The sequence below is a fragment of the Sulfurimonas sp. genome, from assembly GCF_041563035.1.
GTDB lineage: Bacteria > Campylobacterota > Campylobacteria > Campylobacterales > Sulfurimonadaceae > Sulfurimonas.
The window spans coordinates 54,795-78,295 of sequence record NZ_JBFFNS010000012.1; the positions used below are offsets into that span (position 1 = coordinate 54,795).

15 protein-coding genes and 1 tRNA gene are annotated in these 23,501 nt (G+C 33.1%); 11 read left to right on the forward strand and 5 right to left on the reverse strand.

The genetic code is table 11. From position 1 onward, the window contains the following. Genes ABZC13_RS09050 through ABZC13_RS09060 form a run of 3 tightly spaced genes read left to right on the forward strand, consistent with a single transcriptional unit; the run spans window position 1 to window position 3,457 of the window. The gene (locus ABZC13_RS09050; RefSeq protein ID WP_373002627.1) at window positions 1-1,485 is read left to right on the forward strand and encodes a DUF262 domain-containing protein; all 1,485 of its coding nucleotides are present in this window, start codon (window positions 1-3) and stop codon (window positions 1,483-1,485) included. Next, window positions 1,486-2,637: an AAA family ATPase gene (locus tag ABZC13_RS09055; protein ID WP_373002629.1), complete on the forward strand. Its 1,152-nt coding sequence runs from the start codon at window positions 1,486-1,488 to the stop codon at window positions 2,635-2,637. It abuts the gene before it with no gap. Continuing rightward, the gene (locus ABZC13_RS09060) at window positions 2,624-3,457 is read left to right on the forward strand and encodes a hypothetical protein (protein WP_373002631.1); all 834 of its coding nucleotides are present in this window, start codon (window positions 2,624-2,626) and stop codon (window positions 3,455-3,457) included. The genes ABZC13_RS09055 and ABZC13_RS09060 overlap by 14 nt, the downstream gene beginning before the upstream one ends. On the opposite strand, the gene ABZC13_RS09065 is transcribed toward ABZC13_RS09060, so the two are convergent. Together ABZC13_RS09065 and ABZC13_RS09070 are read right to left on the reverse strand one after the other, a co-directional pair. Beyond that, complete coding sequence (locus tag ABZC13_RS09065; RefSeq protein ID WP_373002633.1) at window positions 3,448-4,920, reverse strand: phosphoadenosine phosphosulfate reductase family protein; 1,473 nt, start codon at window positions 4,918-4,920, stop codon at window positions 3,448-3,450. The genes ABZC13_RS09060 and ABZC13_RS09065 overlap by 10 nt on opposite strands. 303 nt (window positions 4,921-5,223) lie before the next feature. Further along, a tRNA-Leu gene (locus ABZC13_RS09070) sits at window positions 5,224-5,307 on the reverse strand. 124 nt (window positions 5,308-5,431) lie between these two features. Here ABZC13_RS09070 and ABZC13_RS09075 point away from each other — a divergent pair. The 3 genes from ABZC13_RS09075 to ABZC13_RS09085 all read left to right on the forward strand — a co-directional run bounded on the left by ABZC13_RS09075 (window position 5,432) and on the right by ABZC13_RS09085 (window position 10,201). After that, entirely contained in the window at window positions 5,432-7,525 is a 2,094-nt protein-coding gene (locus ABZC13_RS09075) for a flagellar biosynthesis protein FlgL (protein WP_373002635.1), read from the forward strand. Window positions 7,526-7,619: 94 nt separating this feature from the next. Beyond that, window positions 7,620-9,809 (forward strand): DNA translocase FtsK, encoded by a 2,190-nt coding sequence (locus ABZC13_RS09080; RefSeq protein WP_373002637.1) that lies wholly within the window; start codon window positions 7,620-7,622, stop codon window positions 9,807-9,809. Then, complete coding sequence (locus ABZC13_RS09085) at window positions 9,809-10,201, forward strand: putative quorum-sensing-regulated virulence factor (RefSeq protein ID WP_373002639.1); 393 nt, start codon at window positions 9,809-9,811, stop codon at window positions 10,199-10,201. Before ABZC13_RS09080 ends, ABZC13_RS09085 begins: the two co-directional genes overlap by 1 nt. On the opposite strand, the gene fumC is transcribed toward ABZC13_RS09085, so the two are convergent. After that, on the reverse strand, window positions 10,196-11,593 hold the full coding sequence (fumC, locus tag ABZC13_RS09090; protein WP_373002641.1) for a class II fumarate hydratase: 1,398 nt from the start codon (window positions 11,591-11,593) through the stop codon (window positions 10,196-10,198). The genes ABZC13_RS09085 and fumC overlap by 6 nt on opposite strands. Before the next feature lie 200 nt (window positions 11,594-11,793). Here fumC and acnB point away from each other — a divergent pair, with 200 nt between their 5' ends. Continuing rightward, window positions 11,794-14,361, forward strand: a complete 2,568-nt coding sequence (gene acnB / locus ABZC13_RS09095) for a bifunctional aconitate hydratase 2/2-methylisocitrate dehydratase (protein ID WP_373002643.1) — start codon at window positions 11,794-11,796, stop codon at window positions 14,359-14,361. 50 nt (window positions 14,362-14,411) lie between these two features. Here the strand turns inward: acnB and lolA are convergent, their stop codons facing one another. Continuing rightward, entirely contained in the window at window positions 14,412-14,927 is a 516-nt protein-coding gene (gene lolA, locus ABZC13_RS09100; RefSeq protein ID WP_373002645.1) for a LolA-like outer membrane lipoprotein chaperone, read from the reverse strand. Window positions 14,928-15,104: 177 nt separating this feature from the next. Here lolA and secA point away from each other — a divergent pair, with 177 nt between their 5' ends. Together secA and ABZC13_RS09110 are read left to right on the forward strand one after the other, a co-directional pair. Next, window positions 15,105-17,678: a preprotein translocase subunit SecA gene (secA, locus tag ABZC13_RS09105; protein WP_373002647.1), complete on the forward strand. Its 2,574-nt coding sequence runs from the start codon at window positions 15,105-15,107 to the stop codon at window positions 17,676-17,678. After that, complete coding sequence (locus tag ABZC13_RS09110; protein ID WP_373002649.1) at window positions 17,675-18,877, forward strand: ABC transporter permease; 1,203 nt, start codon at window positions 17,675-17,677, stop codon at window positions 18,875-18,877. The genes secA and ABZC13_RS09110 overlap by 4 nt, the downstream gene beginning before the upstream one ends. A gap of 6 nt (window positions 18,878-18,883) precedes the next feature. On the opposite strand, the gene ABZC13_RS09115 is transcribed toward ABZC13_RS09110, so the two are convergent. Continuing rightward, window positions 18,884-22,036, reverse strand: coding sequence for an AsmA-like C-terminal domain-containing protein (locus ABZC13_RS09115; RefSeq protein WP_373002651.1), 3,153 nt, complete (start codon window positions 22,034-22,036; stop codon window positions 18,884-18,886). Here ABZC13_RS09115 and mltG point away from each other — a divergent pair. Continuing rightward, complete coding sequence (gene mltG, locus ABZC13_RS09120; protein WP_373002653.1) at window positions 21,966-22,910, forward strand: endolytic transglycosylase MltG; 945 nt, start codon at window positions 21,966-21,968, stop codon at window positions 22,908-22,910. The two genes, ABZC13_RS09115 and mltG, sit on opposite strands and share 71 nt — an antisense overlap. A gap of 139 nt (window positions 22,911-23,049) precedes the next feature. Next, the coding region (locus ABZC13_RS09125) for an NADP-dependent isocitrate dehydrogenase (RefSeq protein ID WP_373002655.1) at window positions 23,050-23,501 on the forward strand (452 nt) is incomplete at its 3' end.

The window sequence follows — 23,501 nt, forward strand, 5'->3', positions numbered from 1 at the left end:
ATGAGCATATTTGAACAAGTATTAACAGAAGAAAAAGAAAAGCGTAATCTTGAATTAACTCGTCTAAAAGTAAAATATAAAGATATAGATATTCTACCAATAGATAAGTACTATAAACTTGCGGAAGAAATACTTGAAGAGCCAGAAATTACATTTATATTTGCAGGCACAAAGGAATATATAAATGAATTGATAGATGAGAAAAATGAGTATAATATTAAAATAGAAGATATTGAGAATTTCTTAAAAATATTTTTAATGGATGCTAGTGAACTTTATGAAGAATTTTTATATGATTCTAGTACTTTTAATAAATTGGATATTCTAGAGCAAGCAGAAATAATATATCTTTTTCTAAAAAAAGAACTACCTGATTGGCTTTATGATGAAACAGAATATAAAGATGATAATAATAAAGAAAGAGAAAATGAGAGTAATGAACCATATGATATATCTAAGATTGATATCATAAACCAACCTTTAGAAATAGAATCTCTTTATAGAATGTACAAGCTAAAACCAAAAGAGCTAGAACTATCACCAGATTATCAAAGAAACTTTGTTTGGAAACCAAGACAAAGAAGTAAGTTAATAGAATCAATTTTAATAAGGATTCCTTTACCAACTTTTTATATCGATACTAGAAACGAAGATCAATGGATAGTAATAGACGGTTTACAGAGACTGACTTCAATCTTTACCTATATTGATAATGAATATAAATTAATAAATTTACAATATCTGACTCATCTAAATGGAAAAAAATGGAAAGATTTAGATAGAAAATATCAAAGAAAAATAGAAAAATTTTCATTATTATGCAATCTAGTAAGACCTAATACACCATCAAAAATAGCTTCCAATATATTTCAAAGAATCAATACATTAGGAACAAAATTAGAAGTTCAAGAAATTAGAAATGCAATGTTTAGAGGTAAGTCAACTAAATTGTTGAAAAAAATGGCCGAATCAAACGAATTTATTAATATAATTACTAGAAAAAGAATCAAAGGCTATTCCAATAGAATGGAAGATCATGCCATAATCCTTAGATATCTATCATTTAAAATTACTAATTATCTAGAGTACAGAAAAAATGATATGAATGAGTTTTTAGAAGATACTATGGATAGAATAAATAATATGGGTGATCTTGAAATTAAATCATTAGAAAATACATTTTTAGATTGTATGAAAAAAGCACAGATTCTATTTGATAAAGAACATTTTTTAAAACCATCTAAAAGAGAAAAAAATACAAATCAAATAAGTAAAACACTTTTTGAATCTATTTGTTATACACTAGATAAATATAGTTTTAATGAAATTGAGAAAAATCAAGCTTTATTATTAGAAAAAATTTATGAAATATATAAAAATGATGAATTTATTTTAAAAACTTCACTTGCAACAAATAATCCTCCTCAAGTAAAATATAGATTTGATAAGTTTAAAGAAATTTTTAAAGAAGTAATAGGACACTAAATGAGATCATTAAGAATAAAAAACTTCAAATGTTTTGAAGATAAAACTATAGACTTTACAAACTTAACTGTTTTAGCAGGTGGAAATGGAGCAGGGAAGTCAACCGTGATCCAAACTTTTTTACTTCTTGCACAAAGTATCGATGAAAAAGATCTTGAGAACATTCCAAGAATACTCTATTTAAATGATTATTACTGCAATTTAGGAAGTTCTGATAGATTACTTCATTATGGTGCAGATAACGATATTATAGAGTTTGAATTCACTGATAAACATGGAAGCTCAGTAAAACTTACTATGAGTCAAGATCAAAATGATCTTAATATATTAAATATAGAAGATATACTTGATACTAGATCACCTTCATCAACTACAGGTGCATTGAGTTTTGTAGAATATTTTGATTTTATTGGTGCTGATAGATTTGGACCAAAATCATTTCATCATACTGATAGTAACTTTTCAAGAATAAATGTCGGTAAACTAGGAGAATATACAGCTCTAATTTTACATAATCATAAGTTTAAAACTTTAGGACTAGGAAAAGGTAGTTTAATAGTAAATGTAAACTCTTGGCTATGTAAAATCTTTGGTTATGTTGACATTGATACAACATTTATTAAAGAAGCAAATATTGCTATGTTAAAAGTTAAGAATCATCCACTGTTAGATAATCATGAAAGCCCAGTAAACATGCCTTATGGAGTTAGTTACTTGCTCCCAATTATTGTAAGTTGCTTAGTAAGACAAATACCTAAAGATAGATTATTTGATGACTATGAACCAACAGAAGAAGAAAATGAAATGGTAATAATAGAAAATCCAGAAGCTCATCTTCATCCAGCAGCACAATCTAAACTAGGTTATTTCTTAGCAAAAATGTCTAATCATGTACAAATAATAATTGAAACGCATAGTGAGCATATTATAAATGGTATTAGATTAGCTACACTAGAAGATGATGTAGATCAAGGTGAAATAACTATTAATTTCTTCGAGTCTAATGAAGATAAGATTGAACCAAATATTAATTGTATAAAAATAGATATTATGAGTGATCTAACAGACTGGCCAAGAGGTTTTTTTGATCAGCAAGCAATGGATGTTGGAGAGTTGTTTAAAAGTAGGGCAGAAAGATATGTGTCAAAGTAGTTTTAGTTTACATTCTGGATCATTTGATAAAGGAAGTAATAATAAAGAGACCATATATAGTAATATAGAAAAGTTAAGAAATGTAAATGATAAAATCAAATCATTTGATGATCTACTCTTTAAAGAAGAAGATATATTTATAGCAAATTTCATAGATGATAAGCAACTGTTTGAAATATTATTTTTAGAACATGCTTCATTTAGTCAAGATTATAAAACGATATTAATAGATATAGTACAAAATTCTAAAAATCAAACAGGAGAAGATTATCCTAAAGTTGGATTAAATCATATTGCTGAAGATATTATTTATACAGTAGAAGATCTAATGCAATATTATTACAAATGCATGGAAGAAACTCATAATGAAGAAGAGTTTTCTGTTTGCATTGAAAGATATTTTAATAACTTAAAATTTCAAAATAAAATTGATGATACACTTAAAACATTAGAGGGTGGAGGATTAAAGTATTTCTCAAGGGATATAATAAAATCTTTAGTGTGTTTAGAAAATGAATTTAAAACTATTTTGAATGATAATCATCAAGATGTAAGAAAATCTTTAGTGAAGTATTCATCAATGATAGGCTTAAGTACGACTATAGAAGGTAATGCAGACAGAAAGCCTGATTTTACATTTGGGTTTAAAAAAGATGATAAAAGTGCCATTTCTGTTTGCTGTGAACCTCATGTTAAACTATGTAATTCATCTAAAAGTAGTGACAGCACCTATTACTATAATCGTCTTCATTTTCATGTAGGGCAAGAAGGTGTTGAAGAAGGTAAAATACTAATCGGATCTATTGGATATCATAGATAAGTAATTAGTAAATTATATTTTTTATTTACTTCAATTTTTGTTTGTTTTTTCCATTCTTTTCTAATATGTCTTTCTTCTTCTTTTGATGGAAAGAACTTTTTTTCTACTTTTTTTGGATCTTTTATATATTGAACTGCAAATCTTTTTAATGTTAATACTGCAAATTTGTTACTAAACGGTTTTCTTAGAAGCTCGTGCTTGTAGTATTCTCTGGCATTTATAGCAACTGATCTTAATTCTTTCACTTTTTCAGTATTTAGAATTTTAAAGTTATGTTTTCTTGCATGTGTAAATGCTGTTAGTTGTAGATCACCTTCATTTAACCATCTTTCTTGGATCAGTATGATTTCATCTAATGTTATGATCTCTTCATCTAGCTTATCTTGTAGTTCAAGAAGTCTTTTTAAAGAGTTCTTTCGTATCTGTAGCTTTAAACCTTTTGGCATAGTCATACCAAACTTAGGGCTTTCTTCGCCACCTTTGTTATATAGATCTCTAACTTGTGTTCTGTGGTTATAAGGATCTCTTGTTTTCTCCCAGCTTTGCTGAGTTAAGTTCCAATACCAGTCTCTATACTCTTTGTATAGATCAACGTTGTTGTAACCGCTATTCATAAGTCCATCAAGACTCTTATCTGTATCTCTTACCATATAGCATTGCCAACAGCCAAAACGAGATACACCACAGCCTAGTTTACCATCATCTATATCTTTACCACCTGCAGCAACAAAAGAGCACTCAGAAGCGTCTTTGCCACTTGCGTCACTATAGAGTTGCCATAAGAAGTCAATATTTACAAGATCATTCTTTTGTTTAAAAAGGTGTTCCCATACATCTTTGGTAGTCCAATCCTCAATAGGCATAAGATTACTAGCATTTGGATATCTATCGTTGATCTTTAGGTTTGTACCTTTTACAGATAGCTTTTCTATTCTTGCTGATCTACTGAAGCTTTCGTCTTTTCTAGTACCAATAACAGAGATAAACTCTCCCCTTGGGAACAGAGATCTTATTCTCTTATCAATAGGGTTAACTTTTAGTTTATCTGTACACCATCTAAACGTACCAGAAGGAGGGGGCATACCAACACCTAAAAGCTGAACATTTAGTGTATCTTTGTCTTCAGGAAAAACTTCTTCTACTATTAGTGGAAGATCATGATCAAAAGCGTAAGATTTTATACTATCTAGTGAAGCATGTAAATGTTCTAGTAGGGGAGGGAGTTCAGCTAAAGTATTTGAGTTTATAATATATACTTTTTTGTTTAGTGGTATGTTTTCTTTTTGTAGATCATGAAGCATTTCACATACTACATAAACTACTGATGTGCTGTCTTTTCCACCGCTAAATGAGACACATAGAGGTCTCTCGTCACTTAAGTAATAATGTTTAAGCAGATCTTTTGCCGTAGTCAAATTATCGTTTGTTAAACTGTTAATTATATTTGGATTTTCATACATCATAGTCATGCATGATTATAGCATATTGATTATTTATTTGGCTTATTTCATTTATACATTAAATTATATAGTTTCATCCATATATTGGCATGTAAAACGTTATCTAAATAGAGGTTAAGTGTAGTTGTTTTTTTGAATATTTTGATCAAAAATAATAAAAAATTCTAAATGATTTTTGATGATCTCATTTTTTTATCATTATCTACTGATAGTATCAGTAAAATATCAGTAAAAAGCTATAAATATCACTGATAGTTTGATTTTTTATTCTTTGAAAAGCCCTGCTTATAGGGTTTTGTAGGTTAGTGGTACCAGAGAGGGGATTCGAACCCCTAAGCCTTGCGGCAGCGGATTTTGAATCCGCCGTGTATACCGTTCCACCACTCTGGCTTATGAGTTGGAATGATAGTGAGATATTACTTAAAAGTAAATAATATTCAGACGATTTTGTGACATGGAACTTTTATTGCTAGTATAAGAGTATGAATGTTATAACAGCAAACGGAGGTGCGTTATGAGAGTTACAACAAATATGTATTACAAAAGTTTATATGGAACTAATAACTCTAAATTGAGTGAAAGTCTTTTTGATGTAAATAAACAAATAGCTTCTGGATTGAAGATTCAGTATGCGAAAGATGATGTTAGAACATTTGCAGAGACAATGAGCTTGGATAATGAAATATCTACATTGGGTCAAGTTAAAAAAAGTACTCAAAGTGGTTATAAAATGTCAAATCAAACGGATGTAATTCTGAATGAATTTGAAACAAGTATGAACCGTATGAGAACATTACTGCTGCAAGCAGCTAATGGGACAAACGATGCTACTTCTTTGGATGCAGTTGCAAAAGAGCTAAGAGGACTTGAAGGTCACTTTAAGGGTCTAGCCAATTCATCAATAAATGGACAATACCTTTTTTCAGGAACAGCTGTAGACATTAAGCCAATAGCTGATGACGGTACATACATGGGTAATGATCAGAGTATGAAAGCTTTTACAGGCTCTAAAACTCAGCAACAATACAATATATCCGGTGGAGATTTATTTTTAGGTGAAGAAGTTCTAGTAAATAGAGAAGTGACATCAAACGTTGTAAACTATAACCTAATTAAAAAATACCCAGCATTGGGAACAACATCAGATGATGTATATATATCTTCAAGCAATACTATTAGAGATATGATGGGTGATACTGACAATATAATTGATACAGTTAATGCTAAACATCATTTTTACTTAAGAGGTACAAAGAGTGATGGAGTAGCATTTGAACAAAAAATATCAATGCGTGATGATGAAAAGGTTGATGAATTATTAACTCAAATAGGAGTTGCTTTTGGTAACACTCCTGATTTAAAAATAGTTAATGTAACTATGAACCTATCCGGGCAGATAGTTGTTGAAGATAAGATTAAAGGTTCGAGTAAATTGGATTTTCATATGGTTGGAGCAGTTGACTATACCGGTGGTGCAGCTGCTGATGTTACAAGTATAGATGCGCTTGGTGTAGGTGAAACCAACTTTGATACAATCCAAGTTGGACCACCTACTGCAACAAATCCAAATTTATATGTTAAAGAGTTTATTAAATCATCTTTAACATCAGCAACAGGAGTGGCAGCAACAAATGTGCTAGAAGCAACAGTTTATGATAGAACAAATTTTTCAAAAGACGGCTCTAAACTATCATCGAGTATTCCTCAAATACTAAAAGATGATAATACATTTGCAAAAGATTCTACAAAGATTTCTGAGGTTGCTGATTTGTCACAATTACCTAGTGTTGGATCACTCGATGGGACACAGTTAAAACTTACAGGTACAAATGTAACCGGAGCAGCTTATGATGTTCAGATAGACTTTGCAACCGCTGGTTCTACTTTTTCACTTGACGGCGGAGTTACTAACTATGAAATTTTTAACATGGCTTCACCAAGGGCTGCTGTAGCAGCTGATGATATGTCATACAGACAGTTAATGGACGTTGTCAATATGGTTGTCACAAACAATTTACCAGCAACAACCAATGTGGCAACTGATTATGACAGTGCCATTAACGTTTCTGACTTTAATGGTCGTACTTTTTTAAGTTATGATGGAAAAATACAATTTCAGGAGATTGGAGCTACTGATACAAAAGCTTCAATAGCACTTCATGATGCAAATAGTGGTGATTTTACTACTCCTCCATCTGTTATGACATTTAATGCAAATAATGGATTGACTGTGCGTGATCCAAAAACGGATTTCTTTAAAACTTTAGATGAGATGATCACAGCTGTTGAGAACTATACACTACACCCAGATTCTACAGGAGCTGATATTAGAAATATAGGTATAGGGAATGCAATAGCAATGATGGATGATTTACAAGATCATGTATTTAGAGCACACTCATTAGTCGGTGCTCAGTCAAATTCATTGACTTCGGCCTTAGAACGTTCAGAACTTTTGGAAGTAAGTACTATGACGCTTCGTTCATCTGTGATAGATACTGATTTGGCAGAAGCTTCATTGACATTAACCCAATTGACTCTTAACTATGAGGCTATGCTTGCTACGGTTGGTAAAGTTTCTAAGTTAAATCTTGTAAACTACCTATAATACCTTTCATATTGCCAAAAAAATTCCCTAGTGGAACATTTTTGGCTATACTTCATATATAAAAAAATTATCTATATTTTAAAGGCAACATGATTTGAAAGAGACCTTATTTATCGTAACATTTGGAGTTTTAATCTATCTTGGTTTTGCTACTATCTTTGGTGACAGTGGACTTATTGGAAGTTATGGAGCTATTTTTGCCTCATATAATCATGAATATTTTGGATATATTTCTTATGCATATCTTATATCTTTTTTAATACCACTATATTATTTTTACAGGGACACATCATTTAGTTTTAGAAAACTAGAAGTTACACTCGCTTCATTTTTAATGATTTTCTCTTTTTTATTAGCTCAAGCTTTACTGGTTGATAATGGGTTTAGAGGAAAAGTAGGTGCAGACTTTGTTGACTTTTTAGTACCATATATAGGACTTTTTGGACTTTGGACTTTTTGGTTTATTATTACTTCTGTGTCAGCTCTAATACTTTTAGATAAAAGTATGGATGAACTTACATCAGCATTTGCGAATATAATCAAAAATGCTATGCCAACTCCAAAACAGAAAACTTCTTTTGAGGATGCTAATGACTTTGAAGCATCTGTTAATGGAATAGATAGTGAGTATGATGAACCGGCTTATTTGAGAAAAAATGAGGATACGGAGTTCTTAAAAGTTCAAGAGGAAGATATCTGGAAAGTAGAAGAACTTCCTAAGGCTGAAGAAATTGTTGTTAAAGAGACTGCTAAAACTACTGAAGCTCATACTATTCTAGAAATAGCTTCAAAGGTAAAAGAACAAAAAAATGCTCTTATTGTTGATGAGCTGGAAGAGAATACAAAGCTTTTGGAGGGAATAGAAAAAGGTGAAGTTGAAAAACCAAAGAACTTCACTCTACCATCAGTTAAATTTCTGCAAAAACCAGACAAAGCCGGACACAGTGTAGATGAGAGTGAAGTGGATGACAAAATTCGCTATCTTATAGAAAAACTGGCTCATTTTAAAATAGATGGTGATGTTGTAAGAACTTATGCCGGTCCTGTCGTTTCTACATTTGAGTTTAAACCTGCTGCGAATGTAAAAGTAAGTAAGATATTAAACCTTCAAGACGATTTGGCGATGGCTCTAAGTGCAGAGACTATACGTATCCAAGCTCCGATTCCAGGAAAAGATGTTGTAGGTATTGAGATACCTAATGAGACAGTTGATACAATCTACTTAAGAGAGTTGCTTGATTCAAAGCTATTTAAAGAGTCTGCATCTCCACTTACAATTGCCTTAGGTAAAGATATAGTAGGTAAGCCGTTTATTACTGACCTTAAAAAACTTCCGCACCTTCTTATAGCCGGAACAACGGGAAGTGGTAAGAGTGTTGGTATAAATGCGATGATATTGTCTCTACTATATAAAAACTCACCTGATCAGCTCAGACTGCTTATGATAGATCCTAAGATGCTGGAGTTCTCTGTGTATAATGATATTCCACATCTCCTTACTCCTGTTATAACAAAACCAAAACAGGCTATAGTCGCTTTAAATAACATGGTTTCAGAGATGGAACGTCGTTATGAGCTAATGAGTGAAAATAGAACTAAAAACATAGAAAACTACAATGAAAAAGTAAAAAAAGAGGGTGGTGAGCACTTTCCTTATATTGTAGTTATCATAGATGAGTTAGCTGACTTGATGATGACAAGTGGAAAAGAGGTTGAGCATTCAATAGCAAGACTTGCGCAAATGGCTAGAGCATCCGGTATTCACTTAGTTGTTGCTACTCAAAGACCATCTGTTGATGTTGTAACAGGTCTAATCAAAGCAAACTTACCATCTCGCATCTCATACAGAGTAGGGCAAAAAGTTGATAGTAAAATAATCTTAGACCAAATGGGTGCAGAGTCCCTTCTTGGTCGCGGCGATATGCTCTTTACTCCTCCAGGTTCTACAGGATTAGTTAGACTTCATGCTCCATGGAGCGCAGAAAATGAGATAGAAAGTATTGTAGATTTTATCAAGTCTCAAAGAGAGCCAAACTATGATAAAAGCTTTTTAGTGGAAGAAAATGAATTGGATGGTGCATCTAAGAGCGAAACTTATGAAGAGCTAGATCAACTTTATGAAGATGCTAAAAATGTAATCATGACAGACAGAAAAACATCGATCTCGTATCTACAAAGAAAACTTCAAGTCGGATACAATCGCTCAGCAAGAATTATAGAACAGTTGGAAGGAGAGGGCGTATTGTCCGCTCCAAATACTAAAGGTATTCGTGAAATATTATAATGACTAAAGCACACTTGGTTTTTACAAAGTACCATAACTCTTATCGTGTAGACGTTAAAAACCTCGAACAACTTTCAGTTGAACAGATTCAAGAGTTGCAGCGCTTTGTAGAGAATAGAAAAGGTGTTTTTGATTTTGCTTCATATAGCTTTGTAATTCAAAAAAGAATAGAATATTATGAGTTTATTGCATTAATAGAACATACTGATATAAAAGCTAGATGCGAAGAGAATATAATAGAAGTTAGATCTCAGCCCAGAGTAGGTTTTGGTCAATACAAAGGTATGCAATATAGTGATCTTCCAGACTCTTATATGCTTTGGTTAAAGACAAACTATCGAGGCTATGGCAGAGAACTAATAGAAGCCGAGTTAAAAAAAAGAAATTTATAACTCTTTAGGGCTTATCATATTCTCTGGAACTACCCACTCTTTAAACTGCTCCTCTGTTACAAGTTTTAGTGCTAGAGCTGCTTCAAGCAGAGTTGAACCATCCTTGTGCGCCTTTTTAGCTATTTTTGTAGCGTTATCATAACCTATATGAGGATTAAGTGCTGTTACGAGCATAAGTGACTCATCTCTTAGTTTTACTATGTGCTCTTCATTTGCCGTTATTCCGACTATGCACCTATCTGTAAAACTTTGGCATCCATCACTAAGCAAGCGTATTGATTGAAGTAGATTGTAAATCATTACAGGTTTAAATACATTTAGTTCAAAATGTCCGTTAGAACCTGCTATAGAGATAGTTGTATGATTTCCCATTACTTGTGCGGATATCATTGTAAGAGCTTCACTTTGAGTAGGGTTTACTTTTCCAGGCATGATGGAAGAGCCTGGTTCGTTTTCAGCAAGACTTATTTCTCCTATCCCGCATCTAGGTCCAGATGCCAAGAAGCGAATGTCATTAGCAATTTTCATCATACTTACAGCAGTAGTATTTAAGGCCCCACTTGCTTCGACAATAGCATCATGAGCAGCAAGTGCTTCAAACTTATTTTGGGCTGTAACAAAAGGAATGTCCATGGTTTTAGCAACCTGCGCGGCAAATGCTTTGTCAAAGCCTTTTATAGTGTTTATTCCAGTACCAACAGCAGTTCCACCTTGTGCGAGTTGAAGAAGAGCAGGTAGTACGGCTTCAACTCTACGAATAGAGTTAGCTACTTGTGCTGTATAGCCTGAGAACTCTTGTCCTAGTGTTATCGGTGTAGCATCTTGAGTGTGTGTTCGACCTATTTTTACTAGATGCTCGTAGGCCTTAGATTTTTTATCTAGCTCATCACACATATGTTTTAAAGAGGGTAGTAGTTTGTGTGTAATCTCCTCAACTGCCGCTATATGCATAGCTGTAGGAAATACATCGTTTGAGGATTGACCCATATTACAGTGGTCATTTGGATGAACAGGATCTTTAGAACCTATTACTCCACCAAGAATCTCTATGGCGCGATTAGATATTACTTCATTTGCGTTCATGTTACTTTGTGTACCGGAACCTGTTTGCCATATAGATAAAGGAAAGTGTTCATCAAGTTTACCTTCTATAACCTCACCAGATGCTTTAATAATTGCCTTTCCTATATTGGTATCTAAGACACCAAAATCCATATTTACTTGTGCACATGATTGTTTTACCATTGCTAAAGCTCGTATAAGAGGCTTTGGCATTGTTTCTATACCTATAGGAAAGTTTATAAGTGACCTGGCAGATTGTGCGCCGTAGTACATATTTGAAGGTACTTCAAGGTTACCAAATGAGTCACTTTCAGTTCTAAACAAGTTCATAATATTCTCCATGGCTGATATTTAAAGTAAATAGTAACATAAAAAGTTATTTTATATATAGCTTTATAGGTTGCATGATGTTACTAAAGTTAACATATTGAAAAATATATGTTTGAAATATGTGTATTTTTGTAACACTGTTTATTTTGGGTTTACTTATTAGGTTATAATCTTCTCAAATTAAAATAACAGGAATGACTATGGCATTTTTAGAAGATTATAAAGCACATACAGAAGAGAGAGCTGCTCTTGGTGTTCCACCATTAGCACTAACTGCTGAACAAACAGCAGAGCTTGTTGAATTATTAAAAGCTTCACCAATTACGGAACAAGACTATGCAATGGATATATTTGAAAACAAAATCCCTGCCGGTGTTGATGATGCTGCTTATGTAAAAGCTGCATTTTTAAATGATGTAGTACAAGGAAATGTTTCTTGTGATTCTATAGATGCTGTAAAAGCATGTGAAATTTTAGGATTGATGCTAGGTGGTTTCAACGTTACTCCATTAGTTGAAGCACTTAAAATCGACGGTGATGTTGCAAATGCTGCTGCTGAGCAACTTAAAAATACAATTCTAGTATACGATGCATTTAATGATGTAAAAAGATTAATGGACGCTGGAAATGCTAAGGCTTCTGAAGTTGTTAATTCTTGGGCAAACGGTGAGTGGTTTACTAATAAGCCTGCAATGGATGAAGAGATTACTGTAACTGTATATAAAATTCCTGGTGAGACAAATACTGATGATCTGTCTCCGGCTGGAGAAGCATTTACAAGAGCAGACATCCCTTTACACGCAAACTCAATGCTTGTAAGCAGAATGGATAATCCTTTAGATACTATGAAAGAGCTAAAAGAAAAAGGTCACCCATTAGCATATGTTGGTGATGTTGTTGGTACTGGTTCATCAAGAAAATCAGGTATTAACTCTGTTCAATGGCACATGGGTAACGATATCCCAGGTATCCCTAATAAAAGAACTGGCGGTATCGTAATTGGTGATATAATTGCTCCAATTTTCTTCAATACTGCAGAAGATTCAGGATGTATCCCTATTCAAGCTCCAACTGCTGAGTTAAATACTGGTGATGTAATTACTGTTAAACCATTTGAAGGTACAATTGAGAAAGATGGAAAAGTTGTTTCTACTTACGAAATTGCACCTAATACTCTTCCAGATGAGATGCGTGCTGGTGGTCGTATTCCACTTATTATCGGTAAAGGTTTAACTGCTAAAGCTAGAGAAGCATTAGGTATGGACGCAGGTGATCTATTTATGACTCCTTCACAACCGGATGATAATGGTAAAGGTTTTACTTTAGCACAAAAAATGGTTGGTAAAGCTTGTGGAATTGAAGGTGTGAAGCCTGGTGTTTACTGTGAGCCTATCGCAACAACTGTTGGATCTCAGGATACTACAGGACCAATGACTCGTGATGAAGTAAAAGAACTTGCAGCGTTAAGTTTTGGTGCTGATATGACTATGCAATCGTTCTGTCATACTGCTGCTTATCCAAAACCTGCCGATATCAAACTACAGCACACACTTCCAGAATTCTGGACTTCAAGAAAAGGTTTCATCCTTCGCCCAGGTGATGGTGTAATCCACTCATGGTTAAATAGACTTTGTCTTCCAGATACAGTAGGTACTGGTGGAGATTCACATACTCGTTTCCCAATCGGTATCTCTTTCCCAGCTGGTTCTGGTCTTGTTGCATTTGCTGGCGTTACCGGTATGATGCCTCTAACTATGCCAGAATCTGTACTTGTAAGATTCAAAGGAACTATGCAGCCGGGTATCACTCTCCGTGATATGGTAAATGCTATTCCTCACCAAGCTATTAAAGATGGTTTATTAACTGTTGAAAAAGCTGGTAAGAAAAATATTTTTGGTGGACGTGTTCTTGAAATCGAAGGTCTAGAAGATCTTAAGTGTGAGCAGGCATTTGAGCTTTCTGATGCATCTGCTGAGCGTTCAGCTGCTGCTTGTACAGTTAAGCTTAACAAAGAGCCAATCATCGAATATTTAGAGTCTAACATCGTTTTAATCGATGAGTTAATTGCTCAAGGTTACGAAGATGCAGCTACACTTGCTAGAAGAAGAGATAAGATGAAAGCATGGGTTGCTAATCCAGAGCTTTTAGAAGCTGACAGTGATGCAGAATATGCAGCAGTAATTGAAATTGATATGGATCAAATTAAAGAGCCAATTTTAGCTTGTCCAAATGATCCAGATGATGTTAAAACACTGACAGAGATTAGAGCAGCTGGTCTTAGAACTGAAATCGATGAAGTATTTGTTGGTTCTTGTATGACAAATATTGGTCTATTTAGAGCACTAGGTGAAATACTTAGAGGTGAAGGTCCAGTTGCAAATAAACTATGGGTTTGTCCTCCAACAAAAATGGATGAGAAACAATTATCAGAAGAAGGTTACTATTCTATCTTTGGTATGGCTGGAGCTAGAACTGAGATTCCTGGATGTTCTTTATGTATGGGTAATCAAGCATCTGTTGCACAGAATGCATGGGTATTCTCAACTTCAACTAGAAACTTTGATAACAGACTAGGTAAAGGTTCTCAAGTTTATCTTGGATCTGCTGAGCTAGCTGCTGTTGTTGCGCTTAAGGGTGCATTACCAACACCAGAAGAGTATTTAGAGATAGTTTCTGGAAAAATTACACCAGAGATGACTGATACAGTTTATAAATATCTTAACTTCAATACAGTTAGTCAAGAACAACTAACTGCAATGATCAAATAAAAACAAAATAGCGACGCAACTTCTGCGTCGTTACTCTCGTCACAATAAAACTAATCTCTTATTACATCATACTCTAAAGGGTACTTTGGAGTAAAAAGCTCTATATTGATTTTTTCATTTTGTTTTTGGTTTTCAAAAACTATTTTTACTTTATTTTCAAATTCATCTACATATGAGATAGTCTCTATTACTTCATCTTTTGTAGTTATCATAAACTTTGCCTCTTTATAGTGAGCCTCATATTTGTTATTTTCTATCTTTTTTGCATTTTGTATCATGTTGAAAAAATCCATACTTGAGTCTATTCTTCTGATAATAACTTGCTCGATTTCCGGTTCGATAACGGTAACGTTAAATCTATTTATATAAACATCTTTTTTTATTGGCTTAATATAGTTCCATACAGCATTTTGAGGCTTAGAAGCTACTACATGCCCCTTATAAATCAGTGATTTATCTTTATCGTCTGTAACACTTTGTGTAAAATCGGCTTGAAATGAGTTTAAGCTGTCAAACGAGGCAAAAGCAAGCGTAGAAGTTAAGAATAGTGTAAATAAATGTTTCATAAAGCTCCTTATTTGAGAAATTATATCTAAGTGACTGTTTACATATTAATCAATATGAATTTTAAATAGTTTCATTTTTAAATTTATGCAAATTATAACTATTAGTATGCTAGAATAAGAGCAATTTCAGTGACTACTATATAGTAAGTTATATAGTAGTCTATAACAAGGTTGAGGATGCTGCAGGCATTAATGGGAAAGATTTTTGGTACATCAAATGATCGCGAATTAAAAAAATATTCTAGAAGAGTTAACAATATCAATGCATTAGAAGCTAAGTATGAGGTTCTAAGTGATGATGAATTAAAAGAAGCGTTCTCAGAGCTGAAGAACAGTGTTTTAAATGAAGAGAAAACTTTAAATGATGTTTTAGAGGATTCCTTTGCTATAACAAGAGAGGTTGGTAAAAGAGTTCTTAATATGAGGCACTTTGATGTTCAGCTAATAGGTGGTATGGCTCTTCATGAAGGTAGAATTGCTGAGATGAAGACAGGTGAAGGTAAAACTCTTGTCGCTACACTCGCAATTGTACTTAATGCTATTACAGGCAAGGGCGTACACTTAGTGACTGTTAATGATTACCTTGCGTCTAGAGATGCATTGGAAATGGGAGCTCTTTATAATTTTCTAGGTTTTTCTGTTGGAACTGTACTTGAGAGCAACTCTACACCAGAAGAAAAAATTGAAGCTTACAAGTGTGATATTACATATGGTACAAATAATGAATTTGGATTTGATTATCTAAGAGATAATATGAGTTACTCAGCAGATCAGATGGCTCAGAGAAATCACAATTTTGTAATTGTTGATGAAGTTGATAGTATCTTGATTGATGAGGCTAGAACACCACTTATTATTTCTGGTCCTACAAACAGAGGTTTAGAAGATTATAAGATTGCTGACGGTATAGCTATGAATTTAATTAAAGATGAACACTTTACTGTAGATGAAAAAGATAAAGTAATACTTATTACAGAAGATGGAATAACTAAAGCGGAAGAGCTTTTTGGTGTTGAAAATCTTTATAGCGTTGAAAATTCTTCTCTTCCTCATGCTCTTGACCAAGCACTTAAAGCTAACTATCTTTTTGAGAAAGATGTTGACTATGTTGTAAATGACGGTGAAGTTGTAATCGTTGACGAGTTTACAGGTAGACTTAGTGAAGGTCGTCGTTTCAGTGAAGGTCTTCATCAGGCTCTTGAAGCTAAAGAAAAAGTGGAGATAAAAGAAGAGACTCAGACTCTAGCAGATATTACATTCCAAAACTACTTTAGAATGTATGATAAGTTAGCAGGTATGACTGGTACTGCCGAGACAGAAGCTACTGAGTTTTCTCAGATATACTCTCTTGATGTTGTATCTATTCCTACAAACATTCCTGTTACAAGAAAAGATTTAAATGATCTTATCTATAAAACCGAAGAAGAAAAATTTGCTGCAGTTATAGAGACTATAAAAAAATTATCTAAGACAGGTCAGCCTGTTCTGATCGGTACGGCATCTATTGAAAAATCTGAAGCATTACATGAGGTTTTAAAGAAAGAGAAAATAGCCCATACTGTGTTAAATGCTAAAAATCATGCACAAGAGGGTGAAATCATTAAGAATGCGGGCTCTAAAGGTGCTGTTACAATTGCTACTAATATGGCTGGACGTGGTGTTGATATTAAAGTTAATGATGAAGTAAAAGCTCTTGGTGGTCTTTATATTATAGGTACTGAGAGACATGAGAATCGTCGTATTGATAACCAACTACGTGGTCGTTCAGGTCGTCAAGGCGATGCGGGTACTACACAGTTTTACTTATCACTAGAGGACAATCTACTACGTATTTTTGGTTCCGACAAGATCAAGTCTATCATGGAAAGACTCGGCGTTGAAGACGGTGAATATATTGAGTCTAAAATGGTTACTCGTGCAGTTGAAAAAGCTCAAATGAAAGTAGAAAACATGCACTACGAAGGTAGAAAGCAGATTGTTGAGTATGACGATGTCGCAAATGAGCAGAGAAAAATTGTTTATAGATTTAGAAATCAGCTTCTTGACAAAGAATTTGACATCATTTCAAAAATTGATGAAGTCAGAACTGAGTATGTAGATAATATACTAAATATTTGTGATATTTTTGATGGTGGAGCAAAAGAAGATTTTAATGTTAAGAAATTGTCTGAGTTGCTAAAAGAAGAGTTAAACTTTGATTTGAATATAGATGATTACTATTTGTTGGAGTTTGAAGAACTTCAAGAAAAGGTAACTGCTGCAGTCAAAAAATCATATGATGACAAAATGAGTGTACTAGAAGAAGATATTCAACATGAAATAGCAAGAGAACTTTACCTAAAAGAACTAGATAGTGCATGGAGAGAACATCTATATGCTATGGATAATATGAAAACTGGTATTAGACTTCGTGCATATAATCAGAAAGATCCACTGGTAGAGTACAAAAAAGAGAGTTTTAACCTTTTTACAGAACTTATCAAAGATATTAAATTCAATACTATCAAAACTCTTCAGATCATCCAGTTTAAAATGGAATCTCCCCAAGAGGAAGCTGCAAAAGTCGCTCAAGAACTAGAACTACAAAGAAAATTTGATGAAGCAGCAAGACAGCTTAACCATCAACTGGAAAATGCTGAGGCTGCAGATAAAAAAGTAGCTAGAAATGAGCCTTGTCCTTGTGGCAGTGGCAAAAAATACAAACAATGTTGTGGAAAAAGCGGCCCTAAAAAAGGTGTTTTCGCGTCTTGAAGACATTAATAGTACCTTACCTAGTCAAGCGTTTCTTACGCTTTGACAAAGATCAGCCCTTTATCTTTTTATCTGCGCTCCTTGCCTTTTTAGGCATTACTCTCGGTGTTATGGTTCTTCTTATTGCCATGGCACTGATGAATGGTTTTGATAAAGAGTTCAAGAAAAAACTGACTATCATGAATTATCCTTTAACTGTTATTCCTAAATTTTACGGTGCAGTTAATGAAGATCTCTTAATTGACTTAGAATCCAGATTTCCAGAACTTAAGTTTAGCCCATATGTTCAATCAGCTATTATGGCTAGAAGTGGAACAAAGCTAGAGGGTGGATATATATTTGGTGTCAACTTTGAAGATGAAGCAAAAGTAAACAGTGTCTTAGGAGATGCTATTCAAAAAAATAAATTCTCAAAGTTTGATGTGCTTATCGGTAAGAGTTTAAAAGATGAGTTTAATCTTTACCATGACGATAGATTGATGTATATCTTTACTCATGTTGAACCTGGCGGTCTCTCGATTACACCAAAGATCAAACGCTTTAAAGTCAAAGGCATTTTCGATTCTGGTCTTAGTGCTTATGATAAAGCTTATAGTTATACAACTCTTTCCTCGATGCAAGCGATGCTTAATGTGCCGTCTAACCAATATGATGGAATTCATGTATTTTCAAATGATCCTCATGCAGATATTGTAAAAATCAAAGAAATTCTCCCTGTTAGTGTGACGGTAAAAGGTTGGTGGGAAGATAATGTTAACTTCTTTGCAGCGTTAGAGCTTGAAAAAGCTTCTCTTTTCATTGTGTTAATGCTTATTATTTTAATTGCAGCTATCAATATAATCTCTTCACTCTTGATGACTGTGATGAACAGAAGAAGTGAAATAGCTCTTCTTCTTTCTCTTGGTGCTACTACTTCAGAGATAAAGAAAGTATTTTTGTACCTTGGTATTGTAATCGGAGTTAGTGGTATTTTAGCCGGAATAGTTTTTGGTATGGGTGGATTATGGATCTTAAGTACTTTTGATATCGTTTCTCTGCCAAAAGATGTTTATCCAACAACTACGTTACCTCTTGATTTAAGTGTTAAAGACTTTTTTCTTATTGTTTGTGGAGCATTTGTAATTGTGATTGCTTCATCTTATTACCCAGCTAAAAAAGCAAGTGAAGTAGATATTTTAACTGTTCTAAGAAACGAGTAAAAGTTTTTACTCTTCTTCTTTATTTTCAAATAGATGGAATGGCAAAAGAAGGGTTCTCTTTATAATATTGAGAGGTGCTACCGCTATATCTTTAGCAATTAAGCTTTTTACACTTGGATCATTGAGTTTACCACTGATCTTCATAGAAGTTGAGATGCTGTCTTCTCCTAAAAGTATATATCCAACAACCGGTATCTTAGCCACACTGCTTCCCAAGTCTGATATGAGGTTTAACTTTATATCTATTTCATTTTTAGTATAACTGGCAGTTCCTCTGCCAACTATATCCATCTCTTTTGAATCAAGTGAGATATCACTGATATAAAAAACATCATCTTTAGCATTGAAATTTATATAAGCACTCTTAACTTCTAATCCATTTTTGCTATATCCAGGCAAAGAGAATGTCACAAGAGAGGGAATAGTGTTTACAAAGGCAAGAATATTATTTAAAATCTTATAATCAAGTATAGTTGTGTTTTTAATATGCATTAGTCCCTTATAGTCTTTTGTTGTACCGTGCATAGAAAAAGAAAGTTTTCCATTTTTAAATTTTGAGAGAGCAAATAATTTATCCATAAACTCATCATTGAAATCATCACCATAAAGATAAAATTTACCATCTTTTAGTTCAAAGCCCGCATGACCACTTTTATACTCTAATTGAGCACTTACTATGTTATTGAAGTACTGCAGATGTATTGTGTCTGATATCGCATGTCTGTCTTTACTAATGTATACATAGCAATCTTTTGCGTCAAAGATAATATTTTTTCCAGCTCCGTCAGTTGAGTTTCTATCATTAACATAGTTTAAGACTTCATCTATATTTAAACCTATTTTATTTGCTGTTACTTTTATTTCTTTACTGATTCTAACGTCAACAGAACTATTAACGTTCAGTAAGATATCATTTGTTCTTCTGTCTATATGACCTTTAATCATATAGTTATCTATTGGCTTGTTTTGTAGAGCTAAAAGTTTGTAAGGATATGCTGTATTGGCTGAGAACTGAATATTTCTATCTGTGTGATTTTTATATAGAGTAAAGTCACCATTTGTTACATTATAATCTTGTAAAAGTTTTGATTTTTTAGCTATATTTTTTAGTGAGTTAAACTTTAGCATCCATCCCTTATCTTTTAGCGTAAACTGAGCATTAAAGTCTTTAGCCTCTATCTCAGTCTTTTGCTTGTTGGACATTACATGAAGCTTTATTGCATCGCTTGAGGAGAAAATTTCACCTAAGTCTTCGTTTTTAAATTTTAACTCATTTAATTTAATCGTTCCTGTGTCATCTTTAAATAGATACTGTGCACTGAATTTCGCACTTGCCAAATCTTTTATCTTAGCGGTAGAGTTTAAGATTTTAAACTCTTCTTGTCCTATCTCTAAAACAGTATCTCCAAGAACATAGTCAAGGTTATTAGCATTTAGTCTGATTTTCTCATTTGATGTAACCATAAGTTTTTGATCATATGTTACTTTTAGAGATGCACTAGATTGATCCATTTTAACGTCGTGAAGAGTAAAGTTCAGTAGATCTACATCAAAATCTGCTCTAATAGGATTAAGTGCAAATGAACCGGAGGCATATGCAGAAGCAAGATTTTTTATACGCACTGGGGTAGTAGGTATTTGAGCTACAAGGGTCTTTAAATCAAAAGGTACTGTTACTCTGTCAACTTCAATGTCTTTTTCTTTAAATAACCATGTAGAGTTCTGCACATCTATAGTATCTTGTTTATTTGATATCTTGTAGGTCACTTTTAGAGGTGTATTTCTTTTTTTAAGTCTAAGATTAAGATCTTGAAAATTTATATCTTCAACATCAAAGTCTATAGTCCCTTCACTTTTTTTAGAATCAAACCTTACATCAACATCAGCTGTAGCTATATCTTTATATTTTGAATGCATCTTATCTATCTTAACATCATAGTTATGCAAAAAAATCCGGGCATTAAATATATCTATATCAAGACCAAGGTAGTTGAAGTTAGCTTTTTTAGTAAAGAAATTTCCTTTAGCAGTAACATCAATATTTCTAAGACCAACTTCTATTTTTAAGTTTGTATCAACGCTTCCGCTATTTTGCAAGAAAGGAAGATCTATCTTATATGCTTTAAGCAGATTTAGTAGGTCTTTATTTACCTTTCCTTCAAAGAGTAAAAACAGGGTTAGAAGTTCCTCTTTTTTAGAAAAGTCAATTTTCAGCCAACTTTTATCCAGATGAAAACCATACTGATAAGCATCTTTTGGTCTAATGAATAATATCCCATTTTTAAATTCAAGCTCTGTTTTTTTTGTAACAACAGGTTCAAGTTCAGGGTTGTAAGTGTACTCTAGGTTATTGGCTATTGCTAGTACTCGTACATTTTTATATGCTTCGCTTAGTTTATTGTAGTCTGCCCATCCATTAACACTTTTAATCTCTATATCTGATATTTTAATAGCGTCATAAGCCCAGTATTTGACCTCTTTTGGCATCCCCAGCATTTCTATGGTATGTTTAATACTTTGTATCTTCTTTTTTGAGTCTATTTTGTAAGATAGCTTCTCTTTGTCCGCAAGCGTATATAGTTTTAATTTTATGTCGTTATTTATATTTACATTTAAAGATGAGAGTAGCTCTACGTTGTAGTAGCCGTCAAATATCAGATTTCCGGTAATCTTTATTTTGCGTTTGTAGTCATGATACTCTTCAATATTTACATTAAAGTAGTGAGATTCAAAGAAGAGTGAGCTGCGGAATAAAAAGTTTTTTGAAGATGCTGTTAAAAAACCATCTTTACCATCTTGGTATTTAAATGAACCACTAATGTCATTAAATATGATGTTGTTTATTTCTATACTTTCAAACCAATTATCAAAAAGAAGAAGTGATTTAAAGAACTTATTTACTTGCTCTATGCTTATGTCAGTTTTTGTTTTTTTAGAATTTTTAATTATTTTAGCTTCTTGGATGCTAATGTTTAATTTTTCATCCCATTTAATGTATAATTTCTTGACTTGAAGATTTGGCAAAGAGATATTTTGTATATAAACGCCATTTTGTAATAATATAAATAAAAAAGAAAGTGTTAAAAAAATGAATGATAAAGCGCTAACTATAGTGAAATGGAGTTTTGAAATAGTATTGATTATTATTTTATCGTTCATGTATTACCTAAATCAGCCTGTACTCACCCCAAAAGTGCTATTTATACCAAAGGGTTCTATAAATCAGATTATAACACAATTACGTGAGAGAAATTACAATGTAAGTAAGTTAGATTCAATACTTTTGAGGCTAATAGGTTCTCCTCAAAGTGGTTGGATCGATATGGGAACGAACTATAGTAGCAAAGGAGATTTTCTCTATAAATTGACAACTGCAAAGGCAGCACTTCAAAATGTAACACTTATTCCAGGTGAGACTACATATATATTTTTAAATGAATTGGCTGACAAATTAGAATTAGATAGACAAATATTACAAAAAGAATATGCATTACAGAGCAATATTATCGAAGGTGCCTTTGTTCCAAACACCTATAAAATGCCACTAGGCATTACAGAAAGAGAATTAATACGGATTCTTCTGTACAACTCAAATAAGCAAATGAAAGATTTATCAATTAAACTGTTTGGAACATATAATGAAAAGCGATGGTTTCATTTTGTAGCAATTGCTTCTATAATACAGAAAGAATCAGCTAATACAGAAGAGATGCCTCTTGTTAGTTCAGTTATTTACAACAGAATAAAAAAAGGTATGAAATTGCAAATGGATGGGACTCTAAATTATGGAAAATATTCACACATCAAGATAACTCCAAAAAGAATAAGAGAAGATGATTCTATCTATAATACCTATAAAAACAAGGGTATACCGAAGGTTCCAGTGTGCAATGTTAGCTTTGAAGCAATAAGAGCTGCAGTTTTTCCGGCTAAGACAGATTACCTCTATTTTATGAAATCTAAGAGCGGAGGACATGATTTTTCATGTAACTATTCTACACATTTACGCAATATAAAGCATGTTACTAAATGAAACAAAAAGAAAATATAACTGAATCTTTAGAGAAGCTTAGCACATATTATTTATCTTAGTGTTATGATTGTCCTGTAAGTTTTTGTGGAGTTCAGTTAAACTAACACATAAAACAAAAATATTAACCTAAGGACAAAAAATGTCAAAAATTATTTGGTCAAAAATTGATGAAGCTCCGGCTTTAGCAACTTATTCTTTATTACCTATCGTTAATGCTTTCACTAAAGCAGCAGGCGTAGAAGTAGTTACTAGTGACATTTCACTAGCTGGACGTGTTCTTGCAGCAATGGGTCTTGCTGAAGATGAATTATCTAAATTAGGTGAAGTTGTTTTACAAGAAGATGGGAACATCATCAAGCTTCCAAATATTTCTGCTTCAGTTGGGCAGCTTAAAGATTGTATCGCTGAACTTCAAGGTCAAGGTTATGATATTCCTAACTATCCTGAAAACCCAGCAAATGCTGATGAAAAAGCTCTTCAAGCTAAATACAGCACATGTTTAGGTTCAGCTGTTAATCCAGTTCTTCGTGAAGGTAACTCTGATAGACGTGCTGCAGTAGCTGTTAAGAAATTTGCTCAGAAAAATCCACA